19 protein-coding genes and 1 tRNA gene are annotated in these 17,584 nt (G+C 36.4%); 10 read left to right on the top strand and 10 right to left on the bottom strand.

Features of this window, described 5'->3' with window-relative positions; genetic code table 11:
- The first annotated feature begins 79 nt into the window (after positions 1 to 79).
- Positions 80 to 814: an alpha/beta hydrolase gene (locus tag HMPREF9456_RS13615; protein WP_006844122.1), complete on the top strand. Its 735-nt coding sequence runs from the start codon at positions 80 to 82 to the stop codon at positions 812 to 814.
- 47 nt (positions 815 to 861) lie between these two features.
- Here the strand turns inward: HMPREF9456_RS13615 and HMPREF9456_RS13610 are convergent, their stop codons facing one another.
- Positions 862 to 1,809 carry a M28 family peptidase gene (locus tag HMPREF9456_RS13610; protein WP_006844121.1) on the bottom strand — a complete coding sequence of 316 codons (948 nt, stop codon included), beginning with the start codon at positions 1,807 to 1,809 and terminating at the stop codon, positions 862 to 864.
- A 400-nt stretch (positions 1,810 to 2,209) separates the two neighbouring features.
- Here HMPREF9456_RS13610 and pheS point away from each other — a divergent pair, with 400 nt between their 5' ends.
- Positions 2,210 to 3,229: a phenylalanine--tRNA ligase subunit alpha gene (pheS, locus tag HMPREF9456_RS13605; RefSeq protein WP_006844120.1), complete on the top strand. Its 1,020-nt coding sequence runs from the start codon at positions 2,210 to 2,212 to the stop codon at positions 3,227 to 3,229.
- A 185-nt stretch (positions 3,230 to 3,414) separates the two neighbouring features.
- Positions 3,415 to 3,488: transfer RNA gene (locus HMPREF9456_RS13600), tRNA-Arg, on the top strand.
- Between the two features lie 219 nt (positions 3,489 to 3,707).
- On the opposite strand, the gene HMPREF9456_RS13595 is transcribed toward HMPREF9456_RS13600, so the two are convergent.
- Positions 3,708 to 3,956 carry a TetR/AcrR family transcriptional regulator gene (locus HMPREF9456_RS13595; RefSeq protein ID WP_006844119.1) on the bottom strand — a complete coding sequence of 83 codons (249 nt, stop codon included), beginning with the start codon at positions 3,954 to 3,956 and terminating at the stop codon, positions 3,708 to 3,710.
- Positions 3,957 to 4,193: 237 nt separating this feature from the next.
- Between HMPREF9456_RS13595 and HMPREF9456_RS13590 the strand changes: the two genes are divergently transcribed.
- Complete coding sequence (locus HMPREF9456_RS13590; protein WP_018074937.1) at positions 4,194 to 4,604, top strand: Fur family transcriptional regulator; 411 nt, start codon at positions 4,194 to 4,196, stop codon at positions 4,602 to 4,604.
- A gap of 44 nt (positions 4,605 to 4,648) precedes the next feature.
- On the opposite strand, the gene HMPREF9456_RS13585 is transcribed toward HMPREF9456_RS13590, so the two are convergent.
- The 8 genes from HMPREF9456_RS13585 to HMPREF9456_RS13550 all read right to left on the bottom strand — a co-directional run bounded on the left by HMPREF9456_RS13585 (position 4,649) and on the right by HMPREF9456_RS13550 (position 12,296).
- Positions 4,649 to 5,131, bottom strand: coding sequence for a DUF4625 domain-containing protein (locus tag HMPREF9456_RS13585; protein ID WP_006844117.1), 483 nt, complete (start codon positions 5,129 to 5,131; stop codon positions 4,649 to 4,651).
- A gap of 63 nt (positions 5,132 to 5,194) precedes the next feature.
- Complete coding sequence (locus tag HMPREF9456_RS13580) at positions 5,195 to 6,289, bottom strand: DUF4625 domain-containing protein (protein WP_006844116.1); 1,095 nt, start codon at positions 6,287 to 6,289, stop codon at positions 5,195 to 5,197.
- Positions 6,290 to 6,356: 67 nt separating this feature from the next.
- A complete protein-coding gene (locus HMPREF9456_RS13575) occupies positions 6,357 to 8,702 on the bottom strand; it encodes a TonB-dependent receptor (protein ID WP_006844115.1) in 2,346 nt (781 codons plus the stop codon).
- A gap of 12 nt (positions 8,703 to 8,714) precedes the next feature.
- Positions 8,715 to 9,905: a GTP-binding protein gene (locus HMPREF9456_RS13570; protein WP_006844114.1), complete on the bottom strand. Its 1,191-nt coding sequence runs from the start codon at positions 9,903 to 9,905 to the stop codon at positions 8,715 to 8,717.
- Between the two features lie 15 nt (positions 9,906 to 9,920).
- Positions 9,921 to 10,892 (bottom strand): CobW family GTP-binding protein, encoded by a 972-nt coding sequence (locus HMPREF9456_RS13565; RefSeq protein ID WP_006844113.1) that lies wholly within the window; start codon positions 10,890 to 10,892, stop codon positions 9,921 to 9,923.
- A gap of 22 nt (positions 10,893 to 10,914) precedes the next feature.
- Positions 10,915 to 11,550, bottom strand: a complete 636-nt coding sequence (locus tag HMPREF9456_RS13560; protein WP_006844112.1) for a hypothetical protein — start codon at positions 11,548 to 11,550, stop codon at positions 10,915 to 10,917.
- 6 nt (positions 11,551 to 11,556) lie between these two features.
- Positions 11,557 to 11,844, bottom strand: coding sequence for a thioredoxin family protein (locus HMPREF9456_RS13555; protein WP_006844111.1), 288 nt, complete (start codon positions 11,842 to 11,844; stop codon positions 11,557 to 11,559).
- Between the two features lie 41 nt (positions 11,845 to 11,885).
- On the bottom strand, positions 11,886 to 12,296 hold the full coding sequence (locus tag HMPREF9456_RS13550; protein WP_006844110.1) for a Fur family transcriptional regulator: 411 nt from the start codon (positions 12,294 to 12,296) through the stop codon (positions 11,886 to 11,888).
- 114 nt (positions 12,297 to 12,410) lie between these two features.
- Between HMPREF9456_RS13550 and HMPREF9456_RS13545 the strand changes: the two genes are divergently transcribed.
- The 6 genes from HMPREF9456_RS13545 to HMPREF9456_RS13520 all read left to right on the top strand — a co-directional run bounded on the left by HMPREF9456_RS13545 (position 12,411) and on the right by HMPREF9456_RS13520 (position 17,569).
- Entirely contained in the window at positions 12,411 to 13,052 is a 642-nt protein-coding gene (locus HMPREF9456_RS13545) for an ABC transporter ATP-binding protein (protein ID WP_006844109.1), read from the top strand.
- A gap of 10 nt (positions 13,053 to 13,062) precedes the next feature.
- The gene (locus HMPREF9456_RS13540) at positions 13,063 to 14,352 is read left to right on the top strand and encodes an ABC transporter permease (protein ID WP_006844108.1); all 1,290 of its coding nucleotides are present in this window, start codon (positions 13,063 to 13,065) and stop codon (positions 14,350 to 14,352) included.
- On the top strand, positions 14,349 to 14,801 hold the full coding sequence (locus HMPREF9456_RS13535) for a hypothetical protein (RefSeq protein ID WP_006844107.1): 453 nt from the start codon (positions 14,349 to 14,351) through the stop codon (positions 14,799 to 14,801). Before HMPREF9456_RS13540 ends, HMPREF9456_RS13535 begins: the two co-directional genes overlap by 4 nt.
- A gap of 21 nt (positions 14,802 to 14,822) precedes the next feature.
- Complete coding sequence (locus HMPREF9456_RS13530) at positions 14,823 to 15,575, top strand: ZIP family metal transporter (RefSeq protein ID WP_006844106.1); 753 nt, start codon at positions 14,823 to 14,825, stop codon at positions 15,573 to 15,575.
- A gap of 334 nt (positions 15,576 to 15,909) precedes the next feature.
- Complete coding sequence (locus HMPREF9456_RS13525) at positions 15,910 to 16,791, top strand: helix-turn-helix domain-containing protein (protein WP_006844105.1); 882 nt, start codon at positions 15,910 to 15,912, stop codon at positions 16,789 to 16,791.
- A gap of 82 nt (positions 16,792 to 16,873) precedes the next feature.
- On the top strand, positions 16,874 to 17,569 hold the full coding sequence (locus HMPREF9456_RS13520) for an SIP domain-containing protein (RefSeq protein ID WP_006844104.1): 696 nt from the start codon (positions 16,874 to 16,876) through the stop codon (positions 17,567 to 17,569).
- Positions 17,570 to 17,584: the final 15 nt, after the last annotated feature.

Below are 17,584 nucleotides of genomic sequence, written 5' to 3'. Positions count from 1 at the left end.
TAAGGAAAAGCTAGAGGTGTATATTATATCTTTAGTTAATAAAATGTTATCTTTATATACCCATTCGCTAATATAAATTATGGACAGAAAGAAAAAGACAGGTACGCACAGAATATTCGAAGTTTTGAAGCGTGTAAAGAAGCTTTGGAAAAAGGATATTAATGTCTATTTTATTTCAGGGATGTGCTATAATTGTAGTGTATTTGATAAAATAGTATTACCAGAAGGATATAAGAAGAAATATATTGAATGGCACGTTCCCATTCCCGGACAGACGTTGCAGGAATATACTTCTGTTATGGCAAAAGAGATTGATACCTCCAGACCGTATATACTGATAGGATATTCTTTTGGAGGCGTTATTGTTCAGGTGATGAGTTCTTTCTTATCTCCAATAAAAACAGTACTTATTTCGTCTTTTAAAAGAGACGAAGAGATTCCAATCCTATTTCGAGCAGCTAAAAGAACAAATGTGGCAGACCGCATTCCGATGCGTGTATATGCTTCAACAGAGCTTATAACGGATCTTTTCAATCGTTTTGTTTACAATGTACCAACATCAGAATTGGCTGAGGTAATGACTTTTGTTGATCCTGTTTATATTAAGTGGGCTATTGAGCAAATTGTAGGTTGGGTGCCCGAAAATAAATGTAAACATCTCTATCATATACATGGAACCGAAGATCAGATTTTCTCTTATGAACATATACGAAATGCATTTCCTGTAGAGGGCGGGGATCACCTGATGGTGGTAAAAAAAGCTGATGCGATAAGTACTATTCTGAGTGGTATCCTTTTGATAAAAGAAATTTAGATTTTTGGAAATCGGGCTAAAGTTTATTTTAGTTATAGTATCAATGATTATTTTTTCTTTTTCACAGATGTAGGTTTGTCGATGTTGATAATCGCATAGTAAATGGCGTCAATAACTCCTGCCATTCGTTTAAAATCTAAACGATCCATTTTGTCTCCCGGTTTATGATAATTGTGATTGCGATAAAATGCACTATTGGTAATCATCATGGCATCAAAGCCGAGTGCCCAATAATTGCGATGATCTGAAAAATCTACTCCTTTTATCATTCCGGGGCTTGTCAGATTTTTAGTTTTAATTGTTTTTGCATTGTAAAATTGTTTGGAGAAATCTTTTACAAATTGCCCATGTCCCATTTTCTTTGTTAAGAGTATAAAGTCACCCTTATTGCCATAGAATAGTTTCATCGGCGCAAATGGATAACTCTGTGAGTCTTCAGCATCATTGAAGAATCCGATCATTTCTACAGCCACCATCCCATAAACGGGAGTATTCGATTTTTTCAGTTCACTGGCATGGATGTAACTACCCATAGATTGAGTGCCAAAAAAGGGTGGTTCTTCGAGCGTATACGCAACTAGTTCTATGGGGCGTGTTAAGTTTGATCGGTTAAATAACCGAGCCAATTCGAGTATAGCAGTTACGCCTGATGCATTATCGTCAGCACCTTCTTGTTTTCCGCAAACATCGTAGTGAGCACCGATTACAACCAACGCTTTTTGTTGTTTTGTGCCAAACCGACAAATAACATTCTTATAATTAACATTGTCTACAGTGTACGTTTGATAGTATGTTGTATCTGCATATTGGCTAAATTCTGTGAATATATAGTCTGCCACCTTGTTGAGTGTTACAGTATCCTCAAAGTTGCGAAATCCTTGTGTTTTGGTAATAGCAGTAAGATGTTTTTGTATACGTTCTGTATCCGACTGAGCATGCAGATTGTGTGGAACAAATAAAAGCGTGGATATGATAAAAGTGTATATAAGTTTCATTTTTGTGATCTGTAGTTTAACTATGGCAAATATAGTTTAATATTCAGGATTTCCTATTTGTTTTATTTCTTACAGGCTAAATTATCTAGTATTAAGATGTTTGTTGTTGTTTATAAGTAAATTAAAGTGACAATTTATAATATTACGGATAGCTATTACTTTTGTTACTTTTTGATATTTACATGTTTGATATACTGTTGTTTATGTTTTATCTGATTTTGTGGGAAATTGTAACCTTTTTGGATTTAATGGATACGTGAGATTGTAAAACTCTAGTTGTGTAGATATAACTAAAAGTTGAGGCGGCTTCTGTGTTAAAATGATTGATAATAAAAAGAAAAGTGTATTTTTGTATTCCAAAGTGAGAAACTTATAAAAGTATAATTCATAATTGAGGTTTATGATTGATAGAATAAATAAGCTGTTGGCAGAAATTGAGGGACTGAAAGCTTCTAAAGCAGATGAGATAGAGGTTTTGCGCATTAAGTATCTTAGTAAGAAAGGTGAAGTATCGGCTTTGATGAACGATTTTCGCACTGTCGCTGCAGAACAGAAACGGGAGGTAGGTATAAAACTGAATGAACTAAAAGAAAAGGCTCAGGAGCGAATAAATCAGTTGAAAGAATCTTTAGAAAATTCTCAGACTGTGGATGAGACAATCGACCTTACTCGCACTGCTGCGCCTATCGAGCTCGGTACTCGCCATCCGCTATCGATTGTAAGAAAAGAAATTTGTGATATCTTTCGCCGTTTAGGCTTTTCTATCGCCGAAGGTCCTGAGATAGAGGATGACTGGCATGTTTTCTCTTCTCTTAACTTTGCGGAAGATCATCCGGCTCGTGATATGCAGGATACGTTCTTTATTGCACGAAGCCCTGAAATTGTATTGCGTACACACACTTCTTCTGTTCAGACCCGAGTGATGGAGAAGCAACAACCACCGATACGCATTATTTGTCCCGGCCGAGTGTATCGTAACGAGGCTATATCGTATCGTGCGCATTGTTTCTTTCATCAGGTTGAGGCATTGTATATAGATAAGAATGTATCTTTTGCTGATCTAAAACAAGCTTTGTTATTCGTTGCTAAAGAGTTGTTTGGTGCAGATACCAAGATACGTTTACGTCCTTCATATTTCCCCTTCACAGAGCCTAGCGCAGAGATGGATATTTCATGTAATATCTGTGGCGGAAAAGGTTGTCCATTCTGTAAACACACCGGTTGGGTAGAGATATTAGGCTGTGGTATGGTAGATCCCAATGTGTTGGAAAACTGTGGTATAGATAGTAAAGTGTATACGGGATATGCTCTCGGAATGGGAGTGGAACGTATCACAAATCTTAAATATAGAGTTAAGGATCTTCGTATGTTCTCCGAGAATGATCAACGGTTTCTTGATCAGTTTGAGAGTGCATATTAAGATGTACTTATCGTAAATGCTGAGCGAAGCATTTTATGCATTTTATTTTGTGTTTATAAGCATCTTTAAAACAATATTATAGCTTGCTCTCGGCTTCAATAATCACTTTTGAGGAGAAAATACTTCAGAATATATTTGCATAATAAACAAAACTATTTTACCTTTGCATCGCATTTAAGGAAAACGGCTACGTAGCTCAACTGAATAGAGCATCTGACTACGGATCAGAAGGTTGCAGGTTTGAATCCTGCCGTGGTCACTTTAAGAAGAGAGGTTTACAAGAAATTGTAAGCCTTTTTTGTTTTGGTAAAATGTGGAGTTTTGAGAAGAAAACTTTGGCTCAAGTCTAAAATTAGGGGATCTCCTGAAAATCTACGTCGAGCGGCTGTCAATCAAGATATAGAAAGATTAAAAGTACTTGCTGCAAAACCTGCAGCATTGGGTTTAGCTTTATCATTATCACTACCTGTCAATTTGGTTAATTGAAGTCTATATACTTTTCTGTATGTTTGTCTTTTACAAAAGCAAACAAATCATCCGTGGCAGGTGATACTATTTCAAGAAATATTTCATCTTTATTCTTGAAATAGTTATAAATATTGCTCAATCCTACATTTGCATCCTTTGCAATAGTACGCATGGATGCATCTTTAAAGCCTCTTAGTATAAACTCCTTTCGGGCAGATCCTATTATAGATCTATATTTATCGTCTTTTAATACCCTCATTTCAATAGAGAACAATGTTCATTATTTGAATCCAAAATAACAACTATAAACGAAATAGTACAATCAGCATTTCTTGGTATTTTAACTTATTTGAATACCTAGAAGTATTAATGAACTCCTGTAGATAATAATTTCAGAAATTAACTAATTGATTTATATATTTCCCTTTTGAATATTCTGTCAAAAATCTAATAAGTTAATATGAGGCTTTTTATTATTTTTGTAAAAAGAATGATCATGAATGCAGAACAGATATTAAAACAACATGGAATAAAAAAGACAGTTTGTCGTAAATGTATTATAGATAAACTGATCGAAAGCGATGATACAGCTTTAACTGAAAATGAAATCAAAGATGCATTTTCAGGCTTATTCGATCGTGTCACTTTCTACCGCTCTCTTAAAACATTAGAAGAAGCCAAAGTGATACATCGCATTGTCTTGAATAATAATACGGTCAAATATGCCCTAAGCAGTCTTTTAGTTCTGTCAAAAATACATCCTCATTTTCATTGTACTAGCTGTGATAAGGTAACTTGTCTAGATTCGTCTTTATTGGATAGAAACCTTCACTTGCCATCTGGTTATAAAGTTGATTCTGCTCAAGTTTTACTTGAAGGAATTTGTCCCGATTGTATGAAAAAATAAAACCGAATACAATTTAATATATTCGGTTTTAAATACAAAGAATTTCAATTTTTATCTTTTATTTTCAGGCTTATAGCTTTCAACTGTTGCCATCCGGCCTTATCTGTCAACCGAATCATAAAATGATAATCTCCTGTATCTACATCTGAGGGTATAGAAATTTCATTATTGGCTTGATAAGTATTTTTACCCGAAGGAATAGTGAAATCCTGATTGTAAACGAATGCCTTTACAGGAGTTTTTTTTGACTCCAGATCGCACTCCACATCATCCGTACTGTGAGAATGATGATCGAAATTATTATGTATTTCGATATTATAGTTTCCCAATTCCTGATTATCAGCAAATACCGCTCTAAATGGAAAGCTTTCACCCCGATATAAAACGATACAATTCTGAGGAAAAGCATTGCTGCCACTCATATCGATGGAAGGTTTTTCCATATCCTGACTATCATCATCGTCGTTGCTACATCCCATAACAAAAAGGCAAACAAGAGAGTATAAAATGATTTTTCTATTTATCATATTCTTTATTTTTAGCGAATAGTTCTTTTTCAAAACTATTCGCTATTGATATCTTATAATTTATTATGCTCCTGTAATGGTCAATTTTTCCTTTATGGTTTTATTGGCTCCTTTCGCATCATTTGTTCTTATCTCAATTACATATTCTCCTTCTGCAGCACCGGTTGCTTTCAAATGTTTATGAAAAGTGTACTCTTTTACATCTCCGGTCGCAAACTCATCAGAATATGTCTCATTGAATACATAGGTTGTCGGAGTTGCAGCTTTATAAATACGGACACGAATAGAGGTCAAAGGATCTGAAGCATTTACCTTAAATTCGGTATGGATATTAGATGCTACTGCCGAATTAGCGCTTCCTATTTCTAAACCGGATATTGCGATTCCTGTTTCTTTAATTTCTACATCCATTGATTTTTCCAATGATTTACCGTTCTTATCATATACTTTGAAATGTAAATGGTAATCGCCGGCCGGAGTGTTTTCTGGAATAGAGAGATGTTTGTGGAAATCTATTAATTCCGTTTCACCGGCATAAGTATAAGTTGTATCGAGTTCAAAAGCAGATGTTTCGCCTTCGCTGTGAATTTCTACAAATATCTTGTCAATTCCATTTTCAGCTTTAATAGATGTAGCCTCTACAACAGGGGCAGTACCGATATATCCGATCTTATTATCAGCAAAATCATGTCCTGCTCCGAAAGTCAAACCGTCTATACTAATATTCACAGGTTCAGCTTCGATAGTCAGTTCCGACTCTACCGTTGTTGTTTGTCCGAATTGATCAGTTACTGTAAAATGCAGGTGATAATCTCCCGCAGGAGCATCAGCCGGAATATCGATATGCTCGTGGAAATCGGCATTCTTTACTCCGATATATTTCCCGTCTTTATATGATTCTTCAATTTTAAAGCTGCCTCCACTTTCCTGATGAATTTCAACATCAATTTGCTTTATCATCCCATCAGCCACGATAGTGCCTTCCAGATGCAGATCGCTTCCGGCAACTCCAATCTTGCTATTTTCACTACCGACTTCAGTCAGGTTTATAACCGGTTTTGCCGGATTGTCATCATCGTCATCACTGCTACATGATGTAAAGATGAATAATGACGTACTTAGAAAAAGGATTGTTCCCCATAGAAATTTTTGTTTCATAACATTTAATTAATTAAGTGGGCTATATATGCCCGGTTAGAGAATAAATAATACTTAGTGTATTGTGTTAAAAATTATATCCGATCATAACTGATATATTCCGTCCCGGTTCGGGAACATCTATCAGCCGGTAATAACTTGTATGATCGTAATACCGCTTATTCAATAGATTTTGCCCCTGCAGACGTAATTTTATTCTGTTTTGATTGATTTGCCAGCTACGCCCTATCGATATATTTATAGTTTGATATCCTTTTGTTTTGTTTTCAGGGGGTACAATTCTGTCCTGCGCTCCTGTTATATTATACTCTAGCTGAATATCGCTATCCGTTCCGAATATTTTGTTCTTGGGGTGATAAGCAGCTGTAAAGTTGCAAGACCACGGTGGAGAAAACGGAAGCGTATAACCTTTCTTATCTCCGGAAAGCTGCTCTGCATACAAATATTCACCTTGTGATCCTAATGTGATCTGTTGGGTGGGTTTGTATTCTAAACTGGCTTCAAATCCGTATCTTATTACTTTAGCCTGTGTATAATAATACATCTGTAAACCTTCGTAATAACCCGACGTCGGGTTCAGGTAGATATAGTTGGGGAAATAGTTCAGGTAAGGTTCTATCTGGATATCCAGAACATCATTTTTCCAGTTAATCCCGAAGTCTATTTGATAAGACTCTTCTGCATTCAGGTTCTTATCTCCTTTTTCGTAACGGAAAATGTGATAGTTTACCCCATCAGAACCTAGTTCTTTGGGAGTAGGAGCACGGAAACTTTTACCCACATTGGCTTTAAGCATCCAACTGTCTATATTGTAATTAATGCCTGCCGACCATGTGAAACTATTGAAACTCCTTTTCAGATTGGCAGCCCGCTCTTTATATACCCAATCTCCATTTTCCACAGGAGCCTGATACCAATCGTGATAACTGTCTATATGAATATTCGTTTGGTCGGCACGTATACCTGCACTGAGAATTAAATCTTCGGACAGTAAGTAGCGGTCATAGAGGAAAGCTCCTATACCTGTTGTCCGAAAGTCTGGAATAATGAAGCCCCATCCGCCTCTTGAGTTATGTTGATGTTCGACATTAATGCCTCCTTGCAGAGAGTGCTTGTTCTTGAATGGTAGTTTGAAGGAGATATTGGATGTGTATGTATTCTTATTAAACTTACGCTCCAAAGCATCGGGTGGGATAGGCATATATCCATGCGATACGGGTTCTGACAGTTCCTTTCTCAGATTATTTTGATAAGCAAAATTACCATCAAGATGTAATGTCCCGATCTGCAAATGGGAGTTGTTGATTACTTTGAAATGGTTTACCGAATGATAGGGCAGGTTGATATCCCTGGAGGATTTGTCATAGTCGATATCGGACATGCGCACTTCAAGACCATGTGCATCGGCAAAGAAGCCACTCTTTGAATATACATCAGATATCAGAAAGTTACTTCTAAAGTTTTTATCAATATATCCGAGTGTAATTCCGGCGTTCCGATCTTTTCCGGCAGTATTTCTGAGTCGTCTGTCCTTTAGTTTTATGTAATAAGAATAATACTGTATGCTATCAGTAGGAACTTTGTAATCTCCATAATCCACATAGGTGGCATTCACTTTATAATAAAATCGATTCTTTCGTCCTGCTATCTGACCGGAAAAACCAAGTGACTCATTATTGCTTCTGCCATAGAGATTTATATTTCCTTCGATTTTAGCTGAAGGGACATAATTATTACGTAAACTGATTACTCCACCTATGGCATCGCCTCCGTATAATAGAGAACCCGGACCTTTTAAGATTTCAATATCATCTACCGAAAACTGATCTATTTCCAATCCGTGATCTTCGCCCCATTGCTGTCCTTCGTGCTTGATTCCATTCTCGGTAACCATCATCCTGTTGAAACCAAGTCCTCTGATAGCAGGCTTGGACTGTCCCGAACCGATAGTCATCGCTCTGACTCCCGGTATTTTCTCCAGACTTTGCATCAGGCTACCGGAGAAATTATCTTCGATATATGATTTATCAACCTGAACGAGATTTTGAGCTGATTTCATTTGAAGACTTCTCTTATTGTTTCCGCTGACAACGACCTCTTCCAACTCTATATTATTCTTTCTGAGAATAAAGTCGCGATGTATATTATTACTTACGCTTAATTGTGTTGACTGAGGAAAATATCCCAGAGCATCAATATGAAGTATTATAGTCCCCGAAGCAGCCAAAGTAAGTTCAAAAAAGCCATTTTGGTCACTTTGTATTGTATTGTTATTCCCTACCACAGAAATAGATACTGCTTCTACCGGCATCCTATCTTCATTCATCACAAACCCACTGATTTTGAATGAAGATTGAGCTGATAAAGTGAAACAGCATAAAACGAGTGTCAGTAGTGTATAAGTAAATTTCATTAGACCTTTTCTTTATAAGAAATCCCAGTTATTATCTGTTAGCAGTTCATTCTGATAAGCATTATATTCAATGTCTGTACAGAGACAGTATTCCATTTCTTTTCTGATCTTTTGCTCATCCATATCTTGTCCGATGAATACAATCTCATTCATCCGGTCACCCCATGTCTTATCCCAACGACCCATGATATATTCCTCATTTGCCTGAAACGAAGGATGTTGATTTCTTTCTTTTGTTGGAAAAGAAGCCCACCATGAACCGATACGTTCCACCACGATAGAACCTCCGGCCTGACTTAGTAATAATGCCTCATTCTTTCGGCTTGCCAGCCAGAAGAATCCTTTGCTACGTACAATACCTGTATCCCAGTTTTTGCTGAGATATTCCTTGAATCTTCTGGGGTGTAAAGGGCGATGCTCACGAAACACAAATGAACCGATGCCGTATTCATCTGTTTCGGGAGTATGCTTATTCTGTAGTTCTTTCTGCCAGCCCGAACTTTGAGCAGCCTCAGCAAAATCAAATAAATGGGTATTTAGTATTTCTTTCGGATCAATCTTTCCATGATCAGCTTGAATAATCTTTGCATCCGGATTTAGTTTTCGGATAATATGTTTCATCTCTTCTTGTTGATGGGCCGAGATCAGGTCTACTTTATTCAGTACGATGACATTCGCAAATTCAATTTGTTCCACGAGGAGGTCTACTATGGAACGTTCGCTGATCGTATTGTCTGGATCCCTGTCTGTTAATGTTTCGGATGATCCGAAGTCATTATAAAAATTAAAGCCATCAACAACTGTTACCATTGTATCCAGACGTGAAATTTTAGTCAGATCAACACCCAAGTCTTCGAAAGCATAGCTGAATGACTGGGCTATCGGCATAGGTTCTGCAATACCCGTTCCTTCTATTAGCAGATAATCGAACTTGCCGTTTTCAACTAAGCGGGTTACTTCTTTTACCAGATCATCACGCAGAGTACAACAGATACATCCATTGCTGAGTTGTACCAGTTTTTCCTCTGTGCGGGAAAGTGCCGAACCTTTTTCCACTAACTGTGCATCGATATTGACTTCGCTCATATCGTTGACTATGACAGCTACTTTCATATTCTCCCGGTTATTGAGTATATGATTTAATATGGTTGTCTTTCCGGCTCCTAAAAAGCCACTTAAGACTGTTACAGGTATCTTATTCATTGTTTTTTTAGTTTATTATTCTGCTCTTAATTTGTATATATTTTCTTCTATTTCCAGATTATCCAGATTACGACCGATAAATACGAGCTTGCAATAACGATCTTCGTCTTGCTGCCACAAATCGCCCCTGTCAAAGACATAATTATCTTTTATCGCATGCAGAATACATTTTTCGGGTACATCTTTAAAACTGAGAATCCCTTTTACCCGGTATGGCCTGTACTTGGCAAAATAGAGAATTGTCTCAAACCAGAAGCGGAAACGCTCAAAATCAAGATCTCCGGGAATGGAGATTCCAATTGATTTGATATCATGCTTTAGATTATTACTTCCCAGAAAGGCAAGATTTTTAAAAGTCGAAACCGATTGTTCTATTTTCCTGCCCGAATACTGGCAAGTATCCAGAATTTCCAACTGTGAAATATCTGCCTGTGAAGTCGGATATATCGTAGCCAGTTGGTTAAAATCCTGTATTCTACTCATTAGCCCATCACAGTAACCTTGCCTTACCGAATCTATTTTGTTCAATAAGATAATGTCAGCTATAGTTAATTGTTTACGGGCTTCCGGTTCCGAGTCTATCAGATCTTCAATGTTGACAGCATCCGCCAGACAGATAACTGAATCAATAGTAAAACGTTCGATGATCTCATAATCGGAAAGAAAAGCATTTACGATCGATGTAGGATCTGCTATACCTGTTGTTTCAATCAATAAATGGTTGAAATCATATCCTCCTGTTTGTAACTTATTGATCAGTTCATAAAAATCGGTGTTCAACGAACAACAGATGCATCCGTTGGACAGTTCGAATATGTTTTCATCAGCTCCGATAATGAAACTCCCGTCCAAGCCAATTTCGCCAAATTCATTTTCGATAATAGCAAACTTTTTATCAGGGTGCTTCTTTATCAGGTTATTGATAAGAGTAGTCTTTCCAGCTCCTAGAAAGCCGGTTATTATCGTTACGGGGATTTTGCCCTTCATTGTTTTGATTTGATAATTTGTTTTACATTAATGATTTCTGCATGGATTTGAATTTCACCCAGATCAGGGCATTGACGCAAGCTACCACACAGATATTAACCGCTCCCAGATATAGTACCTCCATATTAAAGCCGAACTTATATATAATGGGTATCCAATAACTGGGTATACTCCAGACTGAAGACATACAGATAGGACATTGAAGAATAGGTTTCCGCAGGTATTTATTGAGTCGGTATTGCTCGTCCATTCTGTAAAACCGAAGTAGTCCCTCTTCCATCTCTATCTTTATCCTGTTGTCAATGTGATAGAGTGTATCTTCTATCTTATTAGAATATATCCCTAAAGACCGCCCTCTGCTTATAATTTTCAATCGGCCATCTCCTTCAATTATAGCCAAATCAGGTATCGCCATCCTAATCTTGCTGATTAAACTCGTAAACTGAGAACCCTCATAGTATATTTTTTCCTGTTTTGTTCGACTCAGGTATTTTAAAACCGGATATAATATCATCCCCATACGATCTCTTTGTTTTCCGTTGGGTAAAATTTCAGTGCTGTCATCGGCAGCTATTCGCACACCAACAATAAACATCGATTGCAGTAATACATAGCCTAATGCAGCGAGTATCCCATAAAATAGATTGCTTACTTCCATCTTGTTTTATTTATTATTTAAATGCTTTGCTAATACGGAAACCAGTTCAGATTCGGATATCAGACCTGAATATCTCCAAATTTCAGTTTCTCCTCTAAGAAGTGTCAATGCAGGTATAGAGCGAACTCCAAACTGTAGGGTTAGATCCGGATTGGAATCTATATCTATTCTTTGAATATTAAGATTCTCATTTTTCTTCTCTATTGAGGCTGTAGTGATCTCGGGTATGTGGCATGAAACACACCAATTTGCATAGAATTCAATTAATTTATATTCTTCTTTGATCTCTTTCATTATCGACTCTTTTATATTTTAATGTTAAATTGCGACACTCGTTAATCTTCATCTGAATTATTACATGCTTTGCAAATTCCGGTTATAGTTATACTGCATGTTTTTTCCGTATATCCTTGCGGAACAACAGGAATCTGGGCTTCTATCTCCACGTCTGTCAGTTTTTTACACTCGGTACAATAAAACCGGACTGATGTTTCACTGCTATGATTCTCATGACAGAAGGTGTATTTGATTATTTTTCTTTGGGTGATTATGCCCTGAATAATCTTCGTATCCAACAAACTTTTAATTGAGCGATAGAATGTTACCCTGTCAATTTCATGTATTCTTTTTTTTATATCAGATTCACTCAAAGGAGCCTCACTGCCTATAATCGTATTCAAGATGGCGATACGGGCTGATGTTCCTTTTAAATTATTCCTGTGTAATATTTCTTTGACAGATTCCATAATGATGTATTTTAAATCTGAAATGAATTGACAATGCAAATGTAATATAAATTCATTTGCAACATTGTTGCGGATAAAGAAAAATAATTACATTTGTTGAAAATTTTATTGGTTATGGAAAAAAACTTAATAACAAATAGTGTTCAATATTCTTATAATAAGAACTATACGTTCGTGTTTCCGGATATTGTTTGTGAAAAAGGAGAACATTTACTTATTACCGGGGCTTCGGGTTGTGGGAAAACAACATTGCTTCACCTGATTGCGGGTTTGATTACACCCAAAAGGGGGAGTATTTTGATAAAAGGAAATGACATTGCTCAATTAAGAGGTACCAAGTTGGATAAATACAGAGGACGGCAAATCGGAATTGTTTTTCAAACTCCTCAATTTATAAAATCGTTAACAGCAGAGGAAAATCTAAAGATGACAGTATCCCTTAGTAAGCTATCTGTAGATAATGTGTATCTGGATATCCTGTTCGATACTTTGAATATAAGTCATTGTCGGAATCGTAAAACAAATGAGATGAGTCAGGGAGAATTACAACGCCTGTCTATAGCACGGGCTGTTATAAATAAACCCTCGCTAATCCTCGCAGATGAACCGACATCCAGCCTTGATGATAAAAATTGTAGAGAAGCTATAAAGCTGCTTCGCTACCAGGCTGAAAAACTTCAGGCGGGGTTGGTAATCGTTACACATGACAACAGGCTTATTCCGGATTTCTCAAAAATCGTTCATTTAGAATCTTAAAAAAACAGACATGAATATTATACAATTCAACTTCAAACAAATAAAGAGCCGTCCGTTATCCTCGGTTTTGAATATAATTCTTTTTGCAACCGGAGTTACTATTATCTCTTTGGTTTTCCTCCTTAAAGACTCATTTGAAAACCAAATGGATAAAAATGCCGGAGGAATTGACCTTGTAGTGGGGGCTAAAGGTAGCCCTCTACAACTGATACTATCCGGTATTTATCATGTAGATTATCCAACCGGAAATATAGATTATAATGAGTCAATAGAACTGAGCAAGAATCCCTTGATAAAACAGGCTATTCCTCTTGCCCTTGGAGATAACTTTAACGGATTCCGCATAGTTGGAACCAATAAGGCATACCCCACTATTTATAATGGACAAATACAAGCGGGAAGCTTGTGGCAAAAAGACTTTGAGGCAACGATAGGTTCGAAAGTCGCCTCAAAAACAGGCTTAGTAATAGGCCGGCAATTTGCAGGGGTACACGGGCTATCGGCAGAGTCGGATGATGTACATGAGAGTACTCCTTATACAGTAACGGGCATCTTTAAAGAAACTGGAACGGTGCTCGACCAATTGATCTTAACCAATATTGAGAGTGTATGGAAAATACATGATAGTCATGAGCATCATCATGAGCATAACGAGGCAGAAAAAGATCATGAGCATGATACGGATGGGGGACATGAGCACGAGCACGATGCAGATTGTGATCACAGCCATGAGGAACGTGAACACGAGGAAGGGGAGCATCCTAAAGAAATAACAACATTGTTGATCCGGTACCAAAATCCGATGGGTGCTATCAGCCTGCCGCGTCTTATCAATAAGTCGACAAATATGCAGGCTGCATCTCCCGTACAGGAAATAAATCGCCTGTATTCCTTGTTGGGGCTTGGGATAGAAGCTTTGACTTATATAAGCGGATTTATAATCCTAATCTCAGCCTTGAGTATATTTATCTCTCTTCTGAACTCCTTAAAAGAAAGAAAATATGAATTGGCTTTAATACGCGTTATGGGAGGAAGTCGATTCCGATTGTTTGTTATCGTTATTCTGGAAGGGATTAGTTTTGCTATTATCGGATATATTGTCGGATTTGTGGCCAGCCGTTTTGTGATGTTTGCTCTATCTACCTATACTGATAATAACTTTAATTACACATTGCAACAATGGGTAACTCCTACGGATCTTTCTTTATTGATCGCTTCTTTGATCATTGGTATAGTTGCTGCAATAATTCCCGCTATTAAAGCAATGAAAACAAATATCTCAAAAACATTAAGTCAATGAAGAAAGTATTTTTTGCTATAATTTTCATTTGTTGTTTTTGTTCGGTAAAAGCCCAGAAAGCCATTGCCTGGCAGGCATTGAATGATGTAACGTGGAAACGCAGCTATGTTAAAGCGTTGGATGGATATTATGATGTAGCACGTTTTGGAGCGAGCATTGAAGCTCTCAACAATAAAGAGATATTGATTAAAGGTTTTTATGTGCCGATTGATATGGAAGGCAAAATATTTGCCCTTTCTAAATCTCCGTCAAACATGTGTTTCTTCTGTGGCACGGGAGGTATAGAAACCGTTATGGAGATATTTGTAAAAAAAGGCCACAAGGAACTAAAGCGAGTCAAAACAGATAAATATATTGAAATAAAAGGAATTCTACGACTAAACAGAAATGACCCTTACCATTTGATGTATATGCTATATGATGCAGAACTGGTACGCGTTATTAAATAAATTAAAATTACAACTACAGATATGGAAATTAATAATGCTTTATATGCGATATTAAGCGCATGTTTTGTCAGTGCCCTGTCATTTGTCGGGGTATTTCTTTTATATTTTAAATCGGACAAATTAAGCGGAATTTTAAATCTCCTGATTTGCTTTGCTATAGGTACCTTATTGGGAAATGCTTTTTTCCAGCTAGTGCCGGAATCTTATTTTCACATGGAATCAGCCGCAATAACTTCATGGTTCATCCTCGGAGGTTTTTTAGTGTTTTTTGTAATGGAACAATTAATACATATCAACCATGGAAACAAAAAGACTATCAAACCATATGGATATTTGAGCCTCTATGCCGATGGAATACACAATTTTGTAGACGGTATACTCATTGGTGCGACATGGATGTTCAGCCCGGAACTGGGTCTGGCTACAACACTAGGTATAATCTTGCATGAAATACCTCAGGAAATCAGCGATTTTGGCATATTGCTCCGTGCCGGATTTAATAAACGTAAGGCTTTGCTATTTAATTTCATTTCAGCTTGTACAGCAATATTGGGAACAGCGATAGCTCTTTGGATAGGAACTCAAATCGCCCATTTTTCTATATATATGCTTCCCGTAGCAGCCGGAGGTTTTATTTATCTGGCTACGGGCTGTTTAATTCCGGAAATATTACGGGATACTACCAAGAAAAATCTGGCTGTAAATATTATTTTTATTCTATCAGGGCTAGCTTTCATCTATTACATAGGACTACAGAATGGCCATAGCCACTGAATTCTATCTTTGTGAGGCAACATGATATTAGAAAATAGAAAATAAAACAAAGACGGAGCAAAAATGTTGGTATATTTTATTCATTTTAAGATTATATATTGCGCTTTAGTCGCTTTGGAATTATATCAATAGTGATTCTGAGTTCTCCGATCCCCACATATTGCAGTATATTACACTCATAGCTATCAATGCCGGAATACAATCAGCTGCGCTTTTTTCTCATTTACATATCCGTATTTAAGCCTTGAAAAAGCTATTTTATGGAAGAATAAGCAGTTCTTTCAGAAGATATATCTATTTTTGAGAAAAAAGCAAGATTTAATCTTTTGGAATAATGGCAAAAAAAAACATACCCGTACATAAACTGGGAAATTTTACCGACATTGGTTTTATACTGATAAATTTAGAAGATAATTACGATAGTTGGTCAAATATAGATATTGCTAATATGGAGATGCATCGAGATGATTACTATATGTTTATGGTAATGGATAAATGTAATGCAAATATTAAAATTGATTTTAAGGACTTTCAAATAAAGGATAGATCTATATTTTATATTTTTCCGGGACAAGTACAATCAAATCTTCCAAATCTCCCTGAACTTAAAGGTCTATCCGGTTGGGGTATTGCAGTAGAGCCTAACCTTATAGATGATCTGTATAGAAAGGTGCTAACAGATAATCTATTAAATCATAGAAGTGTCAAAATACAAGAAGAGGAATTCTATAATATCACACAATGCTTGTCTATAATTCAAAAAGAGTTATCAAGATCAGATAACTCGGCAATAGATAATAGAGTAATTATTTCTCTGCTTGATGCTTTCATCGGAATGTTCTCTAAAATATATCAAGAACGACAAGAGGCTACATTAAACACCAACTCTAGACAATTTCTTATAACATCAGAATTCCGAAAACTATTATCTGAAAACTTTAAAGCAATGAAAAGTCCATCACAATATGCAGAAGCATTACACATATCCACTTCTTATCTTAACGAAGTTGTAAAGAAAATCTCAGGATTTTCGGTCAGTCATTGGATCTTAGAAGAAAATATGCTAGAAGCTAAAAGATTACTCTATTACAGTGATATGAATGCAAAAGAAATTGCGTTTGCTTTGGGATACGACGACCATACTTACTTTTCCCGCCTATTTTCCAATGCAAATGGAGAATCACCTCTAAAATTCAGAAAAAAATACCGCAAATAGTCCAATCATTACTCGCTTCTCTCTATTTTATATTTATTGCTATCCCTATACTTTTGCCCACTCACTTTATAATAAAATAAAAATGGCAAATATATTAAAAGGGTTTGTTGGAAATCTGATAGATAAAATGACTTCATCTGCTGAAATTATTGACGTCAGAGCTTGGAACTCGAAAGGCATATATGAAATAGATGTGCATCTTCCAATGATTGATATGAATAAATGGAAATGCGTACAACGTTTAAAATGCAAAGTTGGAGAATTGAAATACAGAGACTATACTCCTGCTCATTGGGATGATAAAACGCAAATCTGTACATTGTATATTGATGCCGGACATGAAGGTGTTGGCAGCAAATATATAAGAGACCTAAAAATAGGTGACAATTTGATTTTTAGTGCGGCACACTCAACTCCAACACCATCCCAAACAGGAAGAGTATTGTGTATCGCCGATGCAAGTGCATTGGGAAATTCTTTAGCTCTAAAACAACTTATCGATAAGACAACCTATCCATTGGATACAGTTACATTTTTTGAAGAAAACTCCCAGATACCGTCATCTTTGAAAGAACAAAATCCAGAATTTGAATTTTTGTTTGGTGTTTTAGAAGATAAAATAAAAATATTGATTCAGTGGTGTGAATCTAAAGATTTGACAACTTACTCATCCATTTACATTACAGGAAATTCTTCGATGGTAAGAGAAGTGAGAAACATATTGAAATCTAAACCCAAAGTGAGAGCCCAAATATATGCAAATGGATTTTGGAAATAGCAATAATATATGAGG

The sequence above is a fragment of the Dysgonomonas mossii DSM 22836 genome, from assembly GCF_000213575.1.
Taxonomy (GTDB): domain Bacteria; phylum Bacteroidota; class Bacteroidia; order Bacteroidales; family Dysgonomonadaceae; genus Dysgonomonas; species Dysgonomonas mossii.
The sequence above is the reverse complement of the archived record's forward strand: the minus strand, read 5'-3'. Positions and strand labels throughout refer to the sequence as shown.

Bases quoted from the DNA above. Each gene is read 5' to 3' on its own strand.
- HMPREF9456_RS13615 (WP_006844122.1), top strand. From the start codon at position 80: ATGGACAGAAAGAAAAAGACAGGTACGCACAGAATATTCGAAGTTTTG.
- HMPREF9456_RS13610 (WP_006844121.1), bottom strand. From the start codon at position 1,809: ATGAAACTTATATACACTTTTATCATATCCACGCTTTTATTTGTTCCA.
- pheS (WP_006844120.1), top strand. From the start codon at position 2,210: ATGATTGATAGAATAAATAAGCTGTTGGCAGAAATTGAGGGACTGAAA.
- HMPREF9456_RS13595 (WP_006844119.1), bottom strand. From the start codon at position 3,956: ATGAGGGTATTAAAAGACGATAAATATAGATCTATAATAGGATCTGCC.
- HMPREF9456_RS13590 (WP_018074937.1), top strand. From the start codon at position 4,194: ATGAATGCAGAACAGATATTAAAACAACATGGAATAAAAAAGACAGTT.
- HMPREF9456_RS13585 (WP_006844117.1), bottom strand. From the start codon at position 5,131: ATGATAAATAGAAAAATCATTTTATACTCTCTTGTTTGCCTTTTTGTT.
- HMPREF9456_RS13580 (WP_006844116.1), bottom strand. From the start codon at position 6,289: ATGAAACAAAAATTTCTATGGGGAACAATCCTTTTTCTAAGTACGTCA.
- HMPREF9456_RS13575 (WP_006844115.1), bottom strand. From the start codon at position 8,702: ATGAAATTTACTTATACACTACTGACACTCGTTTTATGCTGTTTCACT.
- HMPREF9456_RS13570 (WP_006844114.1), bottom strand. From the start codon at position 9,905: ATGAATAAGATACCTGTAACAGTCTTAAGTGGCTTTTTAGGAGCCGGA.
- HMPREF9456_RS13565 (WP_006844113.1), bottom strand. From the start codon at position 10,892: ATGAAGGGCAAAATCCCCGTAACGATAATAACCGGCTTTCTAGGAGCT.
- HMPREF9456_RS13560 (WP_006844112.1), bottom strand. From the start codon at position 11,550: ATGGAAGTAAGCAATCTATTTTATGGGATACTCGCTGCATTAGGCTAT.
- HMPREF9456_RS13555 (WP_006844111.1), bottom strand. From the start codon at position 11,844: ATGAAAGAGATCAAAGAAGAATATAAATTAATTGAATTCTATGCAAAT.
- HMPREF9456_RS13550 (WP_006844110.1), bottom strand. From the start codon at position 12,296: ATGGAATCTGTCAAAGAAATATTACACAGGAATAATTTAAAAGGAACA.
- HMPREF9456_RS13545 (WP_006844109.1), top strand. From the start codon at position 12,411: ATGGAAAAAAACTTAATAACAAATAGTGTTCAATATTCTTATAATAAG.
- HMPREF9456_RS13540 (WP_006844108.1), top strand. From the start codon at position 13,063: ATGAATATTATACAATTCAACTTCAAACAAATAAAGAGCCGTCCGTTA.
- HMPREF9456_RS13535 (WP_006844107.1), top strand. From the start codon at position 14,349: ATGAAGAAAGTATTTTTTGCTATAATTTTCATTTGTTGTTTTTGTTCG.
- HMPREF9456_RS13530 (WP_006844106.1), top strand. From the start codon at position 14,823: ATGGAAATTAATAATGCTTTATATGCGATATTAAGCGCATGTTTTGTC.
- HMPREF9456_RS13525 (WP_006844105.1), top strand. From the start codon at position 15,910: ATGGCAAAAAAAAACATACCCGTACATAAACTGGGAAATTTTACCGAC.
- HMPREF9456_RS13520 (WP_006844104.1), top strand. From the start codon at position 16,874: ATGGCAAATATATTAAAAGGGTTTGTTGGAAATCTGATAGATAAAATG.